Origin of the sequence: Pedobacter mendelii, assembly GCF_014635725.1 — a bacterium.
Classification (GTDB): Bacteria; Bacteroidota; Bacteroidia; order Sphingobacteriales; family Sphingobacteriaceae; genus Pedobacter; species Pedobacter mendelii.
Genome location: NZ_BMDJ01000002.1, coordinates 165,735 through 186,785 on the forward strand (window position 1 = coordinate 165,735; position 21,051 = coordinate 186,785).

Annotated in this window: 15 protein-coding genes; 6 read left to right on the forward strand and 9 right to left on the reverse strand. The window is 32.9% G+C overall.

The window, feature by feature from the left end; all coding sequences use genetic code 11:
* Nucleotides 1–135: 135 nt before the first annotated feature.
* The 5 genes from IEV50_RS04230 to IEV50_RS04250 form a co-directional block, all read right to left on the reverse strand.
* Nucleotides 136–864 (reverse strand): phosphoadenylyl-sulfate reductase, encoded by a 729-nt coding sequence (locus IEV50_RS04230; protein WP_188412001.1) that lies wholly within the window; start codon nucleotides 862–864, stop codon nucleotides 136–138.
* Nucleotides 865–2,376: a TSUP family transporter gene (locus IEV50_RS04235; protein WP_188412002.1), complete on the reverse strand. Its 1,512-nt coding sequence runs from the start codon at nucleotides 2,374–2,376 to the stop codon at nucleotides 865–867.
* Complete coding sequence (gene cobA, locus IEV50_RS04240) at nucleotides 2,360–3,130, reverse strand: uroporphyrinogen-III C-methyltransferase (RefSeq protein WP_188412003.1); 771 nt, start codon at nucleotides 3,128–3,130, stop codon at nucleotides 2,360–2,362. Before cobA ends, IEV50_RS04235 begins: the two co-directional genes overlap by 17 nt.
* Before the next feature lie 268 nt (nucleotides 3,131–3,398).
* Entirely contained in the window at nucleotides 3,399–5,489 is a 2,091-nt protein-coding gene (locus IEV50_RS04245; protein ID WP_188412004.1) for a ferredoxin-like domain-containing protein, read from the reverse strand.
* Between the two features lie 244 nt (nucleotides 5,490–5,733).
* Nucleotides 5,734–6,180, reverse strand: a complete 447-nt coding sequence (locus IEV50_RS04250; RefSeq protein WP_188412005.1) for an RrF2 family transcriptional regulator — start codon at nucleotides 6,178–6,180, stop codon at nucleotides 5,734–5,736.
* Between the two features lie 293 nt (nucleotides 6,181–6,473).
* Here IEV50_RS04250 and IEV50_RS04255 point away from each other — a divergent pair, with 293 nt between their 5' ends.
* Both IEV50_RS04255 and mgrA read left to right on the forward strand, forming a co-directional pair.
* A complete protein-coding gene (locus IEV50_RS04255) occupies nucleotides 6,474–7,700 on the forward strand; it encodes a metallophosphoesterase (RefSeq protein ID WP_188412006.1) in 1,227 nt (408 codons plus the stop codon).
* 112 nt (nucleotides 7,701–7,812) lie between these two features.
* A complete protein-coding gene (gene mgrA, locus IEV50_RS04260) occupies nucleotides 7,813–8,811 on the forward strand; it encodes an L-glyceraldehyde 3-phosphate reductase (RefSeq protein WP_188412007.1) in 999 nt (332 codons plus the stop codon).
* 75 nt (nucleotides 8,812–8,886) lie between these two features.
* Here mgrA and IEV50_RS04265 read toward each other — a convergent pair whose 3' ends face one another.
* On the reverse strand, nucleotides 8,887–12,327 hold the full coding sequence (locus IEV50_RS04265; protein WP_188412008.1) for a PAS domain-containing hybrid sensor histidine kinase/response regulator: 3,441 nt from the start codon (nucleotides 12,325–12,327) through the stop codon (nucleotides 8,887–8,889).
* 736 nt (nucleotides 12,328–13,063) lie between these two features.
* Between IEV50_RS04265 and IEV50_RS04270 the strand changes: the two genes are divergently transcribed.
* The 4 genes from IEV50_RS04270 (at nucleotide 13,064) to IEV50_RS04285 (ending at nucleotide 17,942) form a co-directional block, all read left to right on the forward strand.
* Nucleotides 13,064–13,468, forward strand: coding sequence for a response regulator transcription factor (locus IEV50_RS04270; RefSeq protein WP_188412009.1), 405 nt, complete (start codon nucleotides 13,064–13,066; stop codon nucleotides 13,466–13,468).
* A gap of 1 nt (nucleotide 13,469) precedes the next feature.
* On the forward strand, nucleotides 13,470–14,669 hold the full coding sequence (locus tag IEV50_RS19585) for a sugar transferase (protein ID WP_188412010.1): 1,200 nt from the start codon (nucleotides 13,470–13,472) through the stop codon (nucleotides 14,667–14,669).
* Between the two features lie 94 nt (nucleotides 14,670–14,763).
* Nucleotides 14,764–17,121, forward strand: coding sequence for a hybrid sensor histidine kinase/response regulator (locus IEV50_RS04280; protein WP_188412011.1), 2,358 nt, complete (start codon nucleotides 14,764–14,766; stop codon nucleotides 17,119–17,121).
* Between the two features lie 101 nt (nucleotides 17,122–17,222).
* Nucleotides 17,223–17,942, forward strand: a complete 720-nt coding sequence (locus tag IEV50_RS04285; RefSeq protein WP_188412012.1) for a 3-keto-disaccharide hydrolase — start codon at nucleotides 17,223–17,225, stop codon at nucleotides 17,940–17,942.
* A 93-nt stretch (nucleotides 17,943–18,035) separates the two neighbouring features.
* On the opposite strand, the gene IEV50_RS04290 is transcribed toward IEV50_RS04285, so the two are convergent.
* From IEV50_RS04290 to IEV50_RS04300, 3 genes are all read right to left on the reverse strand, one after another.
* Complete coding sequence (locus tag IEV50_RS04290) at nucleotides 18,036–19,100, reverse strand: T6SS phospholipase effector Tle1-like catalytic domain-containing protein (protein ID WP_188412013.1); 1,065 nt, start codon at nucleotides 19,098–19,100, stop codon at nucleotides 18,036–18,038.
* A gap of 454 nt (nucleotides 19,101–19,554) precedes the next feature.
* A complete protein-coding gene (tatA, locus tag IEV50_RS04295; RefSeq protein WP_188412014.1) occupies nucleotides 19,555–19,758 on the reverse strand; it encodes a twin-arginine translocase TatA/TatE family subunit in 204 nt (67 codons plus the stop codon).
* A gap of 174 nt (nucleotides 19,759–19,932) precedes the next feature.
* Nucleotides 19,933–20,976, reverse strand: coding sequence for an NAD(P)-dependent alcohol dehydrogenase (locus tag IEV50_RS04300; protein WP_188412015.1), 1,044 nt, complete (start codon nucleotides 20,974–20,976; stop codon nucleotides 19,933–19,935).
* Nucleotides 20,977–21,051: the final 75 nt, after the last annotated feature.

A 21,051-nucleotide genomic window follows, 5' to 3' on the forward strand; every position in this document is an offset into this window, starting at 1 on the left:
GTTATAATTCTTCCTTTCAAAAGTTGAGGTTTTATTTTCTAAAAACACCCAGCCCTGCTGGCACCCCTCTAAAAGAGGGGAATTATAAAGTGCCTATGCATCTCGCTTTGGTCTTTAGTCTTTCAACTTTGGTCTTTATGCACCTTCAACCTTTCCTTCCTCAACTTCTGTAGTATGCAAACCACACTCTTTTTTACTTTGGTCTTCCCACCACCATCTTCCGGCTCTGAAATCTTCGCCAGTTTTTACTGCTCTTGTACACGGTGCACAACCAATACTAGGGAAACCTTTATCATGTAAAGTGTTGTAAACAATGTTATTATCATTAATGTAATTTTTCACATCATCTAAAGTCCAGTTGAAAATCGGATGGAATTTAACCAACTGATTTCCTTCATCCCACTCTAAATCATGCATATCTTCACGGTTTGCGCTCTGATCAGCCCTAATTCCCGTTACCCAAATTTCGTTCCCTTTTAACGCCCTTTTTAAGGGTTCAATTTTACGGATATAACAGCATTCCTTTCTATTTTCTACTGATTCGTAAAAACTATTTGGCCCTTTAATATTCACCATATCCTGCAATAATTCGTTCTGAGGATAATAAGCATAAATCGGTTGGTTATAAACTTCCAAAGTACGGTTCCAAACATAATATGTTTCTGGAAAAAGCCGACCAGTTTCCAGTGTAAATACCTTAATTGGAATATTATTGTCGAAAATTAAATGCGTAATGGCTTGGTCTTCCCAACCAAAACTCGTAGAAAAGATAATGTTATCGGCGTACTTTTCTGCTAAATATTTAAGTTTATCTACCACATTTAATCCAGATAATTCTGCCTGTATTTCTGCTAAATTCACCATCTAAATTAATTTTAAAATAAACATAATTACACTGCGCAAACTTACAATCATTACGATAATTCCAACGGCAACCATAATGGTTTTTGCAGAAATTTTGTTGGAAACTCTTGCCGCAATTGGAGAAGCTATAGCACTACCAATTATTAAGCCTAAAACAGCTTCCCAATGTTTGCCTCCTAACATCGTAAAAAATGTTAAAGAACTTAAGGTTGCAATAAAAAACCTACTAATTTTTACTGTTCCCAAAGAAAATAGTGGATGGCGACCACCTGCAATTAAACTTGATAATACGATTGAGCCCCAGCCACCACCGAAAGCGGCATCGATAAAACCACCAACAAAACCAAGTAAGCCAATTTTTTTAATCTTCTCGTGTGCTTTTTTTCTTTTGATGTTGAATGCCTTCATCAAAATTACAGCCCCCAAAAACAGCGTATAAACTGCTACTACAGGCTTAACATAAGCACTGTAATGTTCTAATGAAGATAAAATATAGGCACCTAAAACTGCGCCTATAATTGCTGGAATAATTAAAATCTTGAATAATTTCCAATTTACGTTACCCATTCGGTAGTGCATCCAACCTGCAATTCCATTACTCATTACTTCCGAAATATGGATAGCCATACTTGCTGATGCAGGTGGTAAACCCATCGCCAATGAGAAAGATGCAGTAGTAACGCCATACGACATCCCAATTGCGCCATCTATTAATGCGAATACAAATCCTGCACCTAAAAACCAGTAAAATAATGGGTCGATGTTAATTAAAAAAGTCTGAAATTCAGGTTCGGTATTCCATAAAGAGAAACCAATAGTGCTAATAAGCAAAACTGCTGCAATCCAAATTAACCATTTAATATTTCGTTCTGCAAAGCTTTTACGCGGATTAATTAAGCTTTTGGTAACCTTATTAAGCTTTTTAACTTTTGCAGAAAAATCGCCATTTAAGGTTTGGCGCAAGGCATTCATGTTTTGCAAAGTTTCATCCAGTTCTGCCGGAATTCCTTCGTTCAAAATCTGCTTTAATCGCTTTGCGATGGTTGGCGATTTACCGTTTGTAGAAATTGCAATTTTCAAATCACCTTTCTGTACGATAGAACCTAAATAGAAATCGCACAAATCAGGTTTATCGGCTACATTAATGAGCAAACCTTTTTCATATGTAACTACCCTGATTTCTTCGTTTAAAATATTGTTATTGGTTGCGGCAAAAACAATATCGATATCTTCCAAATCGGAGACATCAAAACTTTTCTGCTTCACTTTTATTTGAGGATAGTTTGCAATAAGTGCATAAATCTCCGTAGAAACGATTTCAGCAACAATGGTAATTTTAGCCTGATGGCTGTTATTAACAATTGCCGTTAGTTTTTCCAAACCAATATTTCCTGCACCAATTAATAATGTACGCAACTTATTCAGCTTTACAAAAACTGGAAAAAGCTGATTACCTTTCTCTTCTTCAGAGAAAGTTTCTTCACTACTGGATTGGTTAGGCAATACTTGCATATTGTTTTACTAAATTCTTAAATGATGGATGTAAAGAAACGACCTCACCAAATATTAAAAGTGCTGGTGCTTTAACGTTTTCTTGCCTAACCAAACTTTCAATAGTTTCAACCAAGCCAACAACTAGCTTTTCATCTGCTGATGAACCATTTTGAATTACTGCTGCCGGCAAATTGTGTCGGCCCGCTGCTTTAAAGATTTCGATAATTTTAGATAGTTTTTTCAGCCCCATCAACACTAAAACTGTAGCATTCGATTCTGCCGCCTGATAAATATCATTAGAAACTTCGCCAGAAGTAGTTGTACCTGTAATTACCCAGAAACTTTCGCTCAAACCGCGATGTGTTACCGGAATTTGTTGCAAAGCTGGAACACCGATTGAACTGGAAATACCTGGTATTACATCTACCGGAATACTATAAGATGCTGCATAATCCAACTCTTCATATCCTCTGCCAAATACAAATGGATCGCCCCCTTTTAGGCGCACCACATGACCGTAGTTTAAGGCATAATCAATCATTAATTTGTTGATGGTTTCTTGCGGATATGAATGCTCGCCAGAACGTTTTCCAACGTAAACTTTAATGGCTTCAGCAGGAGCATGTTCCAATAATGCCTCATTCGTTAAAGCATCATATAACACAACATCTGCAGTTTGTAAAGCTTTAACACCTTTTAAGGTAAGTAAATCCGGGTCGCCCGGACCAGCACCTAAAAGGGTTATTCTTGATTCTTTATTTTGATTAACCATAGTTTTTTAATTATTGAATGATTGGATGAGTGAATGTTTTTTATAGAGATTCCTAATTATTGAATTTTGAATGAGTGAATGTTTTTTATAGCGATTCCCAAACATTCTATAATTCTCTCAAACATTCATTCTATCATTTCTGCTTTAAAAATCCTCATTCTATAATTCACTCAAACACTCATTCTATCATTTCTGCTTTAAAAATCCTCATTCTATAATTCACTCCAACACTCATTCTATCATTTCTACCTAACAATCACTCATTCTATCAATGTCTAATTCTCTCATTCCTTTTTTCCTTAATCTGATTTAAAAATGCTTCAGCTTCATTAAAATATTTTGCTGCGAATTCTGCTGTTGGCTCGTTTTTATTGATTTGAAGAACCAAATCTGAAAAATTTGTCGGTAAGTTAAATTCGCCAGTTTCTATATGATTATCAAACTCCCTGATTATGCCAACCTGTGTGCTACTATTTATGCTTTTATCTAAAAGCAAGGATTTTGCAGCGCTAACGAAAGTGCTATACGTGTGGTAAATCGCATCAGCGTAAGTGCCTTTATCTAAATTTTGTTTAGCCCAACCAAATTTCTCATCAGCCTCTAAAAGTAGAGTCGCTACTAAATCAATCACAACTCCGGCGCATTCGCCAACACCAATGGCAGTCGCAAATTGCTCCACATGGCCCCAATCTACAAATTCTTCTTGCTGTAGGTTGGTTAAATCTGCAAGTGGTTTTAAAAGTTGATAAAAATGGTCTTTACCTTTTCTATCATAATATTGATGGAAGTTTTCATTCTCTTTATTATTTTCTTTGAAATCATTTAGAATGAAGTGCAAAACACTCGTTGCCCTTTTGGATGGCACTTTAATTACGCGTTCTGCAACTCTACCAACACCGTTTCCAACTGTTCCGCCGCCAAGCATAACCTGAACTGCCGGAACAACTTTCCCATCTGCTTTTACCGAACTTCCGTGAAAACCAATTTCAGCTAAACCATGTTGTCCGCAAGAATTCATACAACCACTGATTTTTATCTTGATGTTTTTCTCGTAAATAAACTCAGGAAAATCAGTGTAAATCACATCTTCCAAAACTTCGGCTAAAGTCATTGAATTTGAGATTCCTAAATTACAAGTATCTGTTCCAGGGCAAGTTGTTATATCTGCTAAACTATCAAAACCAGCTGTTGTAAAGCCTATTTTATTTAATGAAACATATAATGACGGCAGAGCTTCCTTACGAACAAACTTCAAAAGCAAACCTTGGTTTTGTGTAATTCTGATTTCATCGGCAACGTAAGGTTTAATGGCATCGACAAAAGCACGAGCTTTATCGGTTTTAATATCACCAACCTGAACCTTTACGTAAACGGAATAAAAATCATCCTGCTTCTGTTCGACAACGTTTGTTGCAAACCAGTGTTTATAATGCATTTCGTTCAGTATTTCAACCTCTGCATATTCTTGCTCCAAAGGTAACGTCGGTTGAGGAACGGTATCTCTGTCGATTACAAAAGTTTTTACTTTGTTCGCAATGCGCTCTTCAGCCACCAAACGTAAAACCTCTTCTAAACCTAATTTCTGAACCAAATATTTTAGTCGGGCTTTGTTTCTATTGGTACGTTCGCCATAACGGTCGAAAACACGCAAAACAGATTCGGTAAAAGGAATTAATTGATTTTCAGGTAAAAAATCATGAATAGGACTCGCTAAAAATGGCTGAGCACCTAAACCACCAGCAAATAAAACCTTAAAGCCACGTTCGCCATTCTCGTTAATTTTTGGAATAAAACCTAAATCGTGTATGTAACTAAAAGCCGTATCCTTATCGCTTGATGAAAAAGAAATTTTAATCTTTCTGCCCATTTCCTGGCAAATTGGGTTACGCAAAAAGTATTTGAAAACGGCATGTGCATAAGGCGAAACATCAAAAGGTTCATCTTTATCAATACCAGAATTTGGCGATGCCGTTACGTTACGAACTGTATTTCCGCAAGCCTCACGAAGCGTAATATCATCTTGCTCTAGTTTTGCCCAAAGCTCTGGAGTTCTGTCTAAACTTACATAATGCAACTGAATATCCTGACGGGTGGTCAAGTGCAAATTTCCACTTCCATACTCATCTGCGATATCAGCAATGCGCAATAATTGTTTAAAAGTTACCTTTCCAAATGGCAGTTTAATGCGAATCATTTGCACACCTGGTTGTCTTTGTCCGTAAACACCACGGGCTAAGCGTAAACTTCTAAATTTCTCGTCGTGAATGGTTCCATCGCGAAAAGCTTTAATTTTATGCTCTAAATCGATAATGTCCTGCTCGACAATATTGTTTTCGAGTTCTGTTCTGAAACTTTGCATATTGTGTTGTTAGCTTTATTCTAAAAATGCCCTTCTATTACCGAAAAGCATTAAATATTTTATACTTATAAATTATTCAATATCCTCTTCTAAGTTGTTTTGCAACAATAGTAAATCATTCGGCTACAAATTTGGATAAATATAAAAATGAAGTTCATCTGCCAAATATATAAAGTATATAGGAATAGTAGTAATTTTTATTAAAAATTATTATATTCAATTAAAGAATTTAAAAGGAAATCTATTAAATTCTTTCGATACCCAGCTTCAAAGTATCTTCACGACCAATAACATCGGCAATGCTAGTTTCGCTTAAAACTTTAAGAGTAGCATCTCTAACATCGATAAATGCACTTCTTATACCACAGGTTTTTTCGTCCACACATTCATCACATTTATGATAAAAATTTAAACTTGCACATGGAACCATTGCAATCGGCCCATCAGTAACACGCATTACCTGAACCAATAGAATTTCTTCAGGCTTTTTATTTAGACTATAACCTCCACCGGCACCTTTTTTACTATATAAAAAGCCAGCATTTCTTAAATCTAAAAGAATTTGTTCGAGAAATTTTTTAGGAATATGCTCCTCCTCTGCAATTTTTGAGATCTGCATAGGCGGTTTTTCTACATTTTTGCCAAGCGCAACGAGTGCTTTAATGGCGTACTTAGTCTTTTTTGATAGCATATTCATACAAAGCTAATAAAAGAATGTAATATATAAAATAAGGCTTTAACAGGTTAACTAAACCTTACAGCAATATAGTTGGAAAATTTTAATGCAAATTTTTTAATGCCTACATGAAAGGTTTTCTAGCCGATCCATTTGTATTTGATCATTTAAGAAAATTTATGATTAAGTTCTCAAAAAAGAAAATAAATCAATAATCAGAAAATAGTCAAAAAAACCCTTCATAAAACTTCCATGTTTTTTATCTCTCTATTAAACATACTTTTACAAAAAGTATTATAATTTAATTAATGAAAAGAAGATTCAACCTTTTACCAATCATAATCGTTGCTGCATTATTTATGTTTCTTAATGCATATATTTTATCAGGATTAACAACAATAATTAGCTCAAAAATTTTACCGCCAGTATTCTGGACATTTATAACGATTATAATCGCTTTGCTAATTTTAGCCATACAAAGGGTTCAAGGAAGCGGTGGTATGGATAAATATTTTCAAATTGCCAGTCATTTATTTTTAATTGTATTTGTTGCAGAACTAATTTTTGCCATATTTCTTTTAATTGGCGATATCTATCGTTTAATTTTAGGAATAATATCTAATTTTCAGCCCGAAGGATTTAATTGGTTAGTAAGAAGTACTTATTGGGTAGACTTTGCACTAATTATGTTTTGTTTAACGGTTATTTTATTTATTTATGGAATTACTCATGGAAAATACGCATACAGGGTAATAAAACATACAATATATTTTGATGATTTACCTGAGAGTTTTGATGGTTTTACCCTTACTCAGATATCAGATGTACACGCAGGAAGTTTTACTAATCCAAAGGCGGTACAAAAAGGTATTGATTTAATTAATGCTCAAAAAAGTGATTTATTTGTTTTCACAGGAGATTTAGTTAACAATGCTTCTTCCGAAATTGTACCTTATATCGGGCATTTCTCTCAAATTAAATCACCATTTGGACAGTTTTCAGTTTTAGGCAACCATGATTATGGTGACTACGTTAAGTGGCCTACAGAAGTTGAAAAAATTAGAAACTTACAACAATTAAAAAATTATCATGCTGATTTAGGATTTAAATTATTACTTGATGAGCATGTTCAAATTAATAAAAACGGACAAACAATAATTCTTGCAGGTGTAGAAAACTGGGGTGTAGGTTTTGGTGAACGAGGTGATTTGAAGAAAGCACTTCAAAATACACAAACAAATGATTTCAAAATCTTACTCTCTCACGATCCATCTCATTGGGATGCACAGGTGAAACAATTTCCTTCAAAAATTCAGCTCACACTTGCAGGGCATACTCATGGTATGCAATTTGGAATTGAAGCTTTTGGTATAAAATGGAGTCCTGTGAAATATAGGTATAAACATTGGGCAGGATTGAAATCAGAAAATAGCAGATTTTTAAATATTAACAGGGGCTTTGGATTTTTAGGCTTCTCTGGCCGCATTGGTATATGGCCAGAAATTACGGTTATAGAGTTGAAAAGGAAAGAATAAATATTGGGGAAAGTTTATCTATTGGCTGGCTTCGTATTCACATTTTAAATTTGTCTCGATTCAAAAGATAATTATCTTAATTTACGCCCAAATATCCAGTTAATAAAAATTTATGAATAATATAGATTTAACAAACCGATACGAATCGATGATTTATCGCCGTTGCGGCAATAGCGGTTTAAAATTACCTGCTCTATCACTTGGTTTGTGGCACAACTTCGGGCATGTAAATGTTTACGAAAACAGTAAAAATTTAATTGCAACTGCATTTAGTAAGGGAATTACACATTTTGATTTAGCAAATAATTATGGCCCGCCGCCGGGCTCAGCAGAAGAAACTTTTGGTAAAATCTTAAAAGAAAACTTTAAAAGCTATCGCGATGAAATGATAATATCATCTAAAGCAGGTTACAAAATGTGGGACGGGCCTTACGGCGAATGGGGTTCGAAAAAATATTTGGTTTCTAGTTTAGACCAGAGTTTAAAACGCATGCAACTAGATTATGTTGATATTTTTTATCACCATCGCCCTGATCCGGATACGCCGTTAGAAGAAACTATGGCTGCATTAAGTTTAATTGTTCAGCAAGGGAAGGCATTATATGTCGGAATTTCAAATTATCAAGCAAATGATGCTGAAAAAGCATTTAAAATATTAAAGGAAATGGGTACTGCTTGTTTAATTCATCAGCCTAAATATTCGATGTTTGAGCGTTGGGTTGAAGATGGGTTAATGGATGTTTTAAAAGAAAATGAAGTTGGCTGTATTCCCTTTTCTCCACTGGCACAAGGTTTACTAACGGATAAATATTTGAATGGCATTCCATCAGATTCGAGAGTAGCGACAAGTGGTGTATTTTTGAATGAAAGCAACTTAACGCCTGAAAAACTCTCGATAATCGCTAAACTTAATGATGTTGCGAAATCAAGAAATCAAAAACTGGCACAAATGGCAATTGCCTGGTTACTTAAAGATGAACGCGTAACTTCTGTTTTAATTGGAGCAAGTAAGCCAGAACAAATTACGGATTCCATTAAAGCTTTAGACAATGTTAATTTCAGCACTGACGAACTCGAAAAAATAGATTCCATACTATCAGACGAAGCATAAATAATTAAGGTCATCCTTAGTAGATGGCCTTAATTATTGATATTTAACTTAATTTAAGTTTTTTAATTTTTTAGTTTATACCTCATCAGGAAATTCTTTTTTTAGTTCATTTACAACTTTTAAAATAATAGTTTCAGTATCTTTCAAAGCAGTTGGTAATGAGGGATCTTCTAATCTTTCCCTGCCTATGTTTTCAATATCTCTAATAATTTTTTGAAGTGATGTAATGTTTAAATTATCAATATTTGATTTCAACTTATGTGCAATTGCTCCCATCTGCTCCAAATCATTGGCATGATAAGCATCAATCATTTCTTTTACGGTTATTGGAGTTTGTTCACAAAACATATCTACCATTTTTTTTACAAATGCCTCCCTACCCTTACTTATGGTTCTTAAGCCTGATAAATTATAAAGCTCTTCTCCTTCGATTGCTTCTGCCATATCATTATCTTCCTCGCTTTCTTGCTCTGTAATAATCCATTTATCTATTGTATTTAAAAATTCCTCTTCATTAATTGGTTTGGTTATATAATCATTCATTCCGCAAGCCAAACATTTTTCGCGTTCACCTTTAATGGCCGATGCAGTTAATGCAATTATAGGAATTGTATTTCCCATTTTCCTTATCTTTCTGGTGGTTTCATATCCATTCATCACAGGCATTTGAATATCCATTAAAATAATGTCGAAATTCTCTTTGGAGATCATATCAATCGCAGTTTCTCCATTTTCAGCAACCATTACAGTTGCTCCATAATCTAAAAGAAGAATTGATGCAACAAGACGATTTAAATCATTATCATCTGTAACCAGAACTTTTTTACCTACAAGAAAATCTTCGCTAAATTTGGTTTCAGTTTTTTCAGGCATATCTTCTGATACGCCTTTTTGAAATTCGATAACAAATGATATGGTAGAACCAATACCCTTTTTACTTTCAACAAAAATCTGCCCGCCCATTTGCTCTACAAGCTCTTTGCAAATACTCATACCTAAACCAGTACCACCATATTTACGACTAACAGATTCATATTCCTGACTAAACTTTTCAAACAAATGCTTTACAAAAGATTCTTCCATTCCAATTCCCGTATCAACAACCGATAAATGAATTACTTGTGAATTTGGCTTATCAGTAATCACCTTGCAAATTAAATCTACAGAACCTTTTTCAGTAAATTTGACCGCATTAGTCATCAGATTAAGTAAAACTTGATTTAACCGATAGGGATCTCCCATTAAAACCTTGGCAATGTTACCATCAAAATAGAAATTATTGAGGTCTAAGCCTTTTTCTTCACCTTTGTGGGTAATAACTTGCATTGCATTTTGAAGAACATCAATTAGATTAAACCCAATATTTTCCAAACTTAATTTTCCGGCATCAATTTTTGATAAATCAAGTATATCATTGATAATAACAAGTAAATTTTTTGATGCCGTATGGATAGTCTCAAGATAAAACTCCTGCTGAGGTTCGAGATTAGTTTTAGCGAGTTGATTAGACATGCTCATAATTGCATTCATTGGCGTTCTAATTTCATGACTCATATTTGCCAGAAAAATCTCCTTTGAATGGGCCGATTGTTCAGCCTCTATTCTTGCCTCAACAAGATCAGTCTCCTGAACCTTCTGATCTGTAATATCGAGGTGTATACCAATGGAACCCACTAGCTCTGCTTTATCATTATAACGTGGTGCTCCACTAATTAACCACCATTTTTTATTACCCTTTTTATCCTTAGTTTCAACTTCATAAGCATCACCAAGACCTTTTTCTCTATTTCTCCATTTTTCACGATCAGCTTCAGACCTTTCTTCCGAAAGAAATAATTTATCGGTATACTTCCCTATCAATTCGGGCATTGTATAACCGCTCATGTAGCAAAAACTATTATTAGCGTATGTAATTTTGCCATCATTATCAACTTCTAGCAAGCCAAGTTTCATATTTGCTAAAATGCTCCGGTATTTCTCTTCATTAATTCTTAAAGATTCTTCTATGGCTTTTCGCTCCGTAATATCAGACATGAAACCGGTAAAAACTTTAGCATTATTCTGATCAGTATAAGAATAAGATGAATGTACAGCATACCATCTGGTACTTAATCCGGGAATTGTGATTTCAGATTCATCATAAAATGGCTCTAATGTATTCTTGCTATGCTGTTGCTTCTGATTAATTCTTTCCTGGTCTTCGGGAGCAATATATTTCTGATTCCAAAATTCATCTGGAGTTATTCCAAAAACACGCACAATAGCCGGGCTGATATATCTTAAACCATCTGTACCATCTTCTCTGTACTCGTATTCATAAATTACACCCGGTATATTTTCTGAAAGAGATTTAAATTGTTTCACTCTTTGTTCTAATTCCTGAGCGGTATGCTTAATTGGCGTTACATCTGTATGTGTGCCAACAATTCGAAGTGGTCTACCATCTTCATCTTTCTCAATAACCACACCCCTGTCTAATACCCATTTTACATCTCCATTTTTATGTATTATTCGGTATTCTTCATTATGAGAATCTATTTTACCTCTTCTATAATCTTTAAAATTTTTAAGTAACAAATGAAAATCATCTTTATGGACACTATCCCACCAATTTAATTCTTTTCGTTCCAGTTCATCTTCGTCATAGCCCCAAAATTCATTATTAGTTTTAGAAAAAAAAGTTTTTCCTGTTGTAAAATCATGCTCCCAAACATTCCCTATTTTTTCGAGTGCTATTCTAAATCGGTTTTCTGAATCCTTTAACTGCTCTTGTACTTCTTTTTCGTTTGTAATATCCTCTATCAATGCAAAAAAACCTGTTATTTCTCCTTCTTGATTATGAACCGGCTGACCTTTTATTTTCCCCCAATAAGGTTTGCCCGATTTTGAATAGTTATATATATCGGCATTAAAAGATTGACCATTTTGAACCTGTTCGTTTAAATAATTTAAAGTTTTCTGATTTGTACCTGCCCCATGAAGCAAATGTTCTGGCTTTTTCCCAATTGCTTCATCAAAAGAATAACCCGTTAATTCGGTAAAACTCTGATTAACCCAGGTAATTTCATCATTACTATCAGTTATAATTACGGTATTGGTATTAACCTCAGCAATTTGAGATAAAATAAGAAGTTGCTTTTGCTGTGCACGGATTGAAAGCTGATTATTCGATTTTTCAGTTATAAATTGCTCTGTAATATTTTTCCCTGCAAATAATATAAGGTTATCTTCTTCTAAAAACTCGAAATAACCAACAATAGATTTATTTGAATCTGATTTAATAAAGATATTCGTAGTTTCCTTTTTATTAAATTTTAAGAAATCAAAAGTGATTAAATCATCCTCAAAGTTTTCTACTTTAAAATTTGAGGTAAAATGCTTGTTATCAATTTCTAAACTTAATTGTTCGAAATTAGTCCCACTCGATTTAACAATTAAGTCACTATTAATTAAAATATAAAATGGTAATAAACGATTTAATTGATTTTGATTAAATAAAAACAAGGATTTGCTCATATTTTAAATGATAATTTAGTTATTCAAAGTTTTTAACCTTTGAAGAGAGTTTAATATTTAGTTAATAATTTAACCTTTTACATGATTTAAAAGGTTTTTTGCTAAAGCTATTTTTTTTTATTCTTATGAAAAAAAAAATGTTACGTACCTAACTAAAAATTAAAGATATGTGTTTAATTTTTAAAAATATATATTAGCTTTTTTATTTAAAGCTAACATTAACCTTGCAATTAATGTTTTGTATGTTTTGTCAAAAAAAATATCAGATTAGCTTTGAAATAATTGAAATTTAAGATGCAATACTAATTTTCATCAAATAAAAAAAAAATTAACATTAAATTCCCTAAAATGAGTTTGTAATTAGAAGGCTTTTTACTATAATTGCACAAATGTCATTATCTAAAATTTATTTCTTAATGAGAATTGTGCACACAATTACTTTAGGTGTGTTTGAACGACCATAGCGATATTTTAGGCGAGATTTAGTATTTATTAAACTCAACAAATAAATGAAACCCACCTTTGTTCGGACGCTTAAATTACGGTTTAAAAAATCTTTGCAACTTTCGATCATTAAGTTTCACCAAAGGCCTTTATTAAGTATCTGTATTTAAATTTATTAGAAAACTTTTTAAAGTGATTACATTCTGTATATTACAATCAATTTTTTTCACCAAAATCCTTCTACGTGTTTTTAGGTTAGTACAATGCATATTTTTAAAACCACATCCCAAAAATGAATCTATCAGGCACAAGAATAATTAAAATTCTAATCGTTGAAGATGATGTTTTTATGCAGGCTATACTTGAAGAAATTTTAAGCTCTACATACACTATCGAAATGAGATCTAACGGAATGGATGCTTTATCTTTTTTACAAAATGGAAACATCCCCGATTTAGTTATTGCTGATTTAAACACCCCAAAACTTAGTGGCTTGGAATTAATCGAACAAGTAAAAGTGAGCGATTTTTTCAATTCTATACCAATTATAATTCTTTCTGGTGAAGAAAGTTCTGACAAAAGAATTAAGTGTTTAGATGCAGGTGCTGATGACTTTATTGTAAAACCATTTAATCCTGCAGAACTTGAAGCCAGAATTAGAGTAGTTTTAAGAAGAATGGGTAAATTGACAGCTTAATATGAGTGAAAAAATTTATGCTACTCATGGTGCACCAATAATTGCGTTGGTAGGTTTTGAAAATACTTTCTCAAATATGTTTGCAGATTGTAATTTCGGAAATAAAGAAGTTGCTCATTTCGAAAATGGAATGAAGATGGCATCTGCATGGGCAGATCAAAATCTTAATATTGTTGCTATAATTTCTTACAGTGAAATAATGGCACCCGCAGGACTGGCGCTTGTAGAAACCTTAAAAAAGAAAGAACTCCCATTAGTTCCTTTCTTTCTTGTTGTAAATTATTTTAATCCCAACTTAAGAAAACTTGCACTTTCTTCTGGGGTTTCTGACGTGTTCCGAATTCCATTAAAAACAACACGAATAGAAAAAAGAGTAAATTTTTTAATCGATAACTGGGATCAATTAAAAGATAACATAAAATCTGAAGTACGGCAATTAAAAAATATTGGTTTTGCCAAACGGGCATTTGATGTATTTTTTGCAGGTATAGCTTTGTTTATGTTTTCTCCTCTGTTTTTAATTATATATATTCTGATTAAGCTAGAATCAAAGGGTCCTGTTTTTTATTATTCATTAAGAGCAGGAACAGGTTTTAAGGTATTTAAATTTTACAAATTCAGATCAATGTTTGTTAATGCCGATCAGCGAATTAAAGATTTAAAACATTTAAATCAATATGATATTGATGCCGGAAATAAAGAGGTTAAAGAAACGATAAAAGAAAGCCATTGCAGCCAATGTGCTACTGAAGGAAAATGCCAATACCCACTTTATGCAGATAATATTCAATGGTGCGAAAAAGATTTTAAGTATTCGAAAATGGCAAGCTCAGGTTCTGCATTTTTTAAAATTAAAAACGATCCAAGAATTACCAAAGTGGGTAATTTTATAAGAAATACCAGTATTGATGAATTACCACAACTTTGGAATGTTATTATTGGCGATATGAGTATCGTTGGTAACAGACCGCTTCCTTTATACGAAGCAGAAAAGTTAACTACTGATAAATATGTATTACGTTTTGCTGCTCCCGCCGGAATTACAGGTTTATGGCAGGTAGAGAAACGCGGTAAAGGTGATATGAGCGAAGAGGAGCGCTTAATGCTTGATAACACTTATGCCAAAAACCAAAGTTTTGTTAATGATATAAAATTAATTCTTAAAACAATTCCTGCATTGCTGCAAAAAGAAAATGTTTAGAACTTAGGTTATTTAGTAAAAAATTTCAAATAGAAAACTATAAATACTCTCACCACATAAATAGTTAAAATAACCAAAGTTAATCCTACTCTTTTTGAAAACTTTACTCATTGTAACTGGATTTCTATTTTGCTTTTATTCAGCAAAAACTCAATATATCTTTAAACAAAAAAAACTTCAAGAAGAAATTTCTATCCTTCAATATGCTTCTTTAGCAGATGTAGGCACTAAAAACTTATCTATCCAACAGATACTTACCAACAAAAATAAGATAAAATTTAAGAAACAGAGCGGCAAGCTTTCTAGCTTAGGTTTTACCAGCAATAATTATTGGCTAACGTTTGCTATAAAAAACGAACTATCTACACCAATATTATATTATTTAGAAACCGCAGAACCTGTTACTAATAACACGAATTTATACCTGATTAATAAAAACGGAAAAATACAAAAGCAATTTAACGGAGACAATTTAGATTTTAATATGAGAACAGTTGTTTCTCGAAAAACTATTTTTAAAATTGAACTTGACCCAGGTGAAACCAAAACTGCCTACATAGAAATTAAAAATGATGGAGAGAAAAACAATCTTCCTCTTCGGTTAATTAGCCAGGAACAATTACTAAAAACTACATATACAGACCAACTCGTGATGGGTTTTTTTTATGGCATCTTATCCATAATTGCAATTACTTATTTCTTCTTTTATTTTGCAATAAAAGAGCGTTCTTTTCTCTACTATGCTATATACGTAATTTTCGTTGGCCTTTGCCAATTTGCTTTAGATGGCTTTTATCATCAATATATTGGTAAGGATAACTCTTGGATAAACAGACATGCGGTGATCATTTTTGCGATTCTTAGCTGCTATTTTTTTGGCAAATACAGTGAAATTATATTAGATCTCAAAGTAAAAAACTACACATCATATAGATTATTCAGAATATTGTATTTCCTTTTAGCTTTAGTATTGATAGGCATTATAATTATTCCAGATTTTTTAAAATATTCTTACCCTATAGTAAATATTCTCACATTTGTTGGCATGTTGCTAATTTTAATGGCAATTTTTTTTATTTTAAAAAGAAAACAATCTATTGATTTATTTTATACTGCAGGAATTGCCATTCTATTCTTTTGCATCATCCTTGCCATTTTAATGAATTTTGGAGTTTTTGATGACCGTTTTTCTATTGATAATATTACAAAACCAGGTATAGCTTTGGAAATCATTGCGTTGTCACTTTCTATGGCAAATAGAATTCGTTTACTTAAAACAAAAGAAGAAGAACTTCAATTCATTGCTCTTCAAAAATCGCAAGAAATGAATGATATAAAATCTTATTTTTTATCGAATATGAGCCATGAATTACGAACACCTCTGAATGTGATTTTGGGTTTAGCTGGTGTAATGGAAAATGAAAGTAAGGATTCAAAATTCAGAGCAAACTGCGAAGTAATCAAATATACTTCTTATGGTTTAATATCTTCTATAAATGACATTCTTGATTTTTCAAAAATAGAAAAAGGACAAATAGAACTAGAAAAATCAGAGTTTAAACCTTTAGAAATCTTAAGTAAACTTGCACTCGGATCGAAAAGACAAATTGAAGAGAAAGGCTTATCATTTAATTTTCGTACATCTCTGGATTCGGATACTTTAGTGCTGGGCGACCCGATAAGACTGCAGCAAATTGTTTACAATGTTTTAGGTAATGCTATAAAATTTACGCAAAATGGTGAGATATCTTTCGAAATTAAATTTACGTTGGAGAATGATACTCTTAATTTATCTATTATTATATCGGATACAGGAGTTGGAATTCCTACACAAAAATTAGAATCAATATTTGATTTGTTTTCACAAACTAGCCTAGATAATAAACGTAAATTTGGGGGATTTGGGATCGGTTTAAGTATTGTTAAATCTTTAGTCGATTTACATAAGGGTAAAATCAACATCAAAAGCAAGCTAAATGAGGGTACAATCTGTGAAATTTCAATAAATTATCCAGTAATAATCAAAAAGGAAAGGCCATTAAGCATATATTCTGAAAGCGATTATGATTTATTTGGAAAGGAAATATTAATTGTTGAAGATAATCCGATGAATCAAATGATTATTCAGATGATACTTGAAGATTGGAAAAATACAGTAGTAAGTTTAGCGAACGATGGCGCAGAATGTCTCGAATTGATGAAAAATAAAAATTTTGACCTTATATTGATGGATTTGCAGATGCCTGTTATGGATGGTTATGAAGCGATAATGGCTATAAGAAATAATAAAATTGGCAATAATAAAATCAATATACCAATTATTGTTATCACAGCAGATATAACCAAAGAAACAAAAGATAGAGTTTTTATGTTGGGAGCAAATGACTACATGAACAAACCTATTGATGACAAACTAATATATCAAAAAGTGACTTCTGCATTAATTGGCTAAAAATGACTACTAAATCGATTTGTAACAGTTTCAACGCAATTATCATAATGTGATAAATTCAAAAACTATTTATTACTTTAGAAACAAAAAAATAAAAACGGATGAGAAGAACACTAATTATTTTTGCGGTATTTGTAATATTTTGCAGCGTAAGTATGGCGCAAACGCCAAATACTTTAACCAAAAAGGAGTTAAAAAAAGGTTGGAAACTATTATTTGATGGCAAAACTACCAAAGGATGGCATACTTATTTAAGAGATACTGTTGGCTCAAAATGGACTGTTCAGGATGGAGCAATTGTTTTTGATCCAACTAAACCAAAAAATGGTGGCGGTGATATTGTTACAAATGAGGTTTATGAAAACTATGAACTAAACCTGGAGTGGAAAATATCAAAAGGTGGAAATAGTGGTATTATTTTCGACATTCAGGAAGATCCGCAATATCGTGCTACTTATTTAACAGGACCTGAAATGCAGGTTTTAGATAATGTTGATGCTGCTGATAATAAAAAAGAAAATCACCTTGCAGGTTGCTTATATGATATGTCTGGAGATGCAACCATTTCTAAGCCAAAACCTGTTGGCGAATGGAACATGGTTAGGTTAATCCAAAACAAAGGACATTTAACTTTTTACCTTAACGGAATAAAAACTTTTGACGGGCAAATTGGTACCGAGGAATGGAATAAATTAGTGGAAAACAGCAAGTTTAAAGATAAAGCTTTCGCTAATTTTGCTAAAGTTGCTAAAGGCAAAATTGCTTTACAAGAGCATCCTGGTTCAAGCCAATGGAGAAATATTAAAATCAGAGTATTATAAGTTAGAAAGTTTAACTCAAAAGGAAAAGAGACTGTGTTATAAATTAATTTATCTTCGAATTTTGCCAATACACAGATTCTTTTCATTTTAAAGTTATTTTGGCCATTTACCTGTTTTTTCTATTTGCTCTACTACGTGACGAAGATTTTCAGGTCGATATCTTTCATCTCTATTCCACCGTTTGATTGCTGTTGGGTCAATTGAGGCGTTATATTCATTTCGTGAGCTGATTATTCGCTTTAATGGCCCGAAGCAGTTGAAAGGAAATACAAATGAATTATATATTTTTCCATCAATACTTTGACTTAAATAGTCTGAAACATACTTTTTATCAATTCCCAAATCTGTATCCATAGCTTTTTCCAGCATCCAACTCAAAGCAATATCACTTAACCTTGCATCGGGATAGCCACCACCAACGCTCGAATGCACACCGGTAAACCAGCGCTGCTCCATAATCTGCGGCACTTTTCTAGAAGACGCGTATCGGCTTTCATTCCATAATGTGGGCTTAAAACTTTTGCGGCGTTCATCAATAGCTAATCCATGATAGGCATAATCAACAAAACTGCTTAATGTTGTATCATGAAATTTATACTTATTACTATTAAAAATTCTGAAAATACTTAAAGGAATGCCTAATGAACCAACAGTATCCCAAACACCTATAAACTTAATTATACTTTCAGTACTATATTTTTTACGAAAATCTGTAGCATTTTTACCGTTTGGAGCCCAACCTGGATCTTTTCGATTTCTATAATGATGGTATGCTTCATTAATTAAACCCAAATCATCATTTCTGATTATTCCACAGTTTCGAATAAGGCCAGCAACACTCCGTGCCGTATATGCACCACGGCTAAAACCAAATAAGTAGATTTCATCACCTTTTATATAATTCCAAACCAGAAATTTGTAGGCACTTAAAATATTATGATCCAAACCTCGTCCGGTTGCACCATCCAGAATTTGCCGGAATCTACTGCCTGATGTGCCAACACCTTCTATATAATGTTTGATTTGGATAACACCTTTTTCATCAACATTGCAAACACTTTCAAAAAGTTTCTGCACATTAGTTTTTATAGGTTCTCCGTCTTCGGTATCGCCAGGACTGTTCCATGTCCCATCGCAACAGACTATTATTCTTTTCATGAGCAATTAATCAGGGATGATTAAAATTCTGAAAACAGCATCAGAATTAGTATAAATATAAGTTAATCAACAGATTATAAAAAATTTATTACTAACTTAAAATCTATCTAAAAAGAAAAAAATGAATTAAATACCTCGAAACTTAGCTATATTGTATTTGGATTTACCATTGCAACTTTGAGAGTTGTTCATCAGTAGCTAAACGTTTTTAGATGGAGGCACAGAAAGTAAATATTTAGATAGATTAACTATGTTTTGTCTAACTTAAAACACATTAAAAAATAGATGAGTAAAAATCGGGCGTAGTAAAAAATTAATAGTTACTTCGCCGATTAATAGCTAATTAAGAATATATTTTATAGTATCATTTATATAAAATACCAAAATTAAAATATTGGTCGAATCCACAAAAAATAATATTCGAGAATCGGTTTAATATAAAAAGAAACCTTTTTTACAGTGTTGATACAGGTTTTGCTTCTTTTTGAACTTCTGGTTCATCAGAACCATCCTGACCGTTTTTAAATTCTTTTATTCCTTTTCCAAGTCCTTTCATCAATTCAGGGATTTTCTTTCCACCAAAAAGTAAAAGCACAGCTAAGGCTACTAAAATCATTTCAGGGCCTCCAAGAAGGGCGGCAATTGTTGTATTTAACATCTCTTTATAGTTTATAATTGTACTTACGGATTAAATTAAGTGTTGGTTCTCCCCTAAGAATATTTTTATTCAAATTATTCCATCCTATCATATTTTTTTTAAATAATAAGCTAAAAAAAATGGCCACTAAAACATGTTTTTAGCAGCCATTTTTTATTGATATTCGAGAAAATTTTATAAAGTTGCCATATCAATCACGAATCTATAACGGACATCACCTTTTTGCATGCGATCGTATGCATTGTGAATATCTTTCATATCAATCATCTCAATTTCTGAAACGATATTATTATCTGCACAGAAATCCAGCATCTCTTGAGTTTCTTTAATTCCGCCAATACCAGAACCAGCCAAACTTTTTCTTCCACCAAGTAGACTAAATGCAGCAATTTCTGCAGGTTTTGGTGGTACACCTACACAAATATGCGTTCCGTTGGTTCTAAGTAAAGAAAGGTACATATTGAAATCATGCTCTGCAGAAACAGTATCCAAAATAAAATCGAATGTTCCTTTTGCTGCTTTTATTTGTGCTGGATCAGTTGTTACAACAAAATGGTGAGCACCGAGTTTTTTTGAATCTTCTTCTTTCTTAGGCGAAGTACTCAATACGGTTACTTCTGCACCAAATGCAACTCCAAATTTAACAGCCATATGCCCTAAGCCGCCTAATCCTAATACTGCTAATTTATGGCCTTTTCCTACCTTCCAATGACGTAATGGCGAATATGTTGTAATTCCTGCACATAGAAGTGGAGCAACAGCTGCCAAATCTAATTTATCAGAAATGTTGAGAACAAATTCTTCTCTAACAACAATACTATCTGAGTATCCACCATAGGTAGGCGTTTTACCATCCCTTTCTAAACCATTATAAGTTTGGGTATTTCCTTCTAAACAATATTGCTCTAAATCCTGCTTACAATTTTCGCACACTTGGCAAGAATCTACCATACAACCTGTACCAGCAAGATCGCCAACTTTAAATTTCTTAACATGGTCGCCAACTTTAACCACGCGACCAACAATTTCATGACCTGGAACCATTGGAAAAATACCAGGGAACCAATCATTTTTAATCTGATGAAGATCAGAGTGGCAAACGCCACAGAAAAGTATTTCGAACTGTACATCATGTGGTCCTACTTCTCTACGTTCAAAGTTCCAAGGTGCCAGGTCTGTTTCGGCAGTTTGTGCCGCATATCCTTTTGTTGTTATCATAATAATTTTAATTTACTATACTTCAACAAAAATAACAGCCAATTGTTAAATAAATATTACGCAAATCAAAGAATT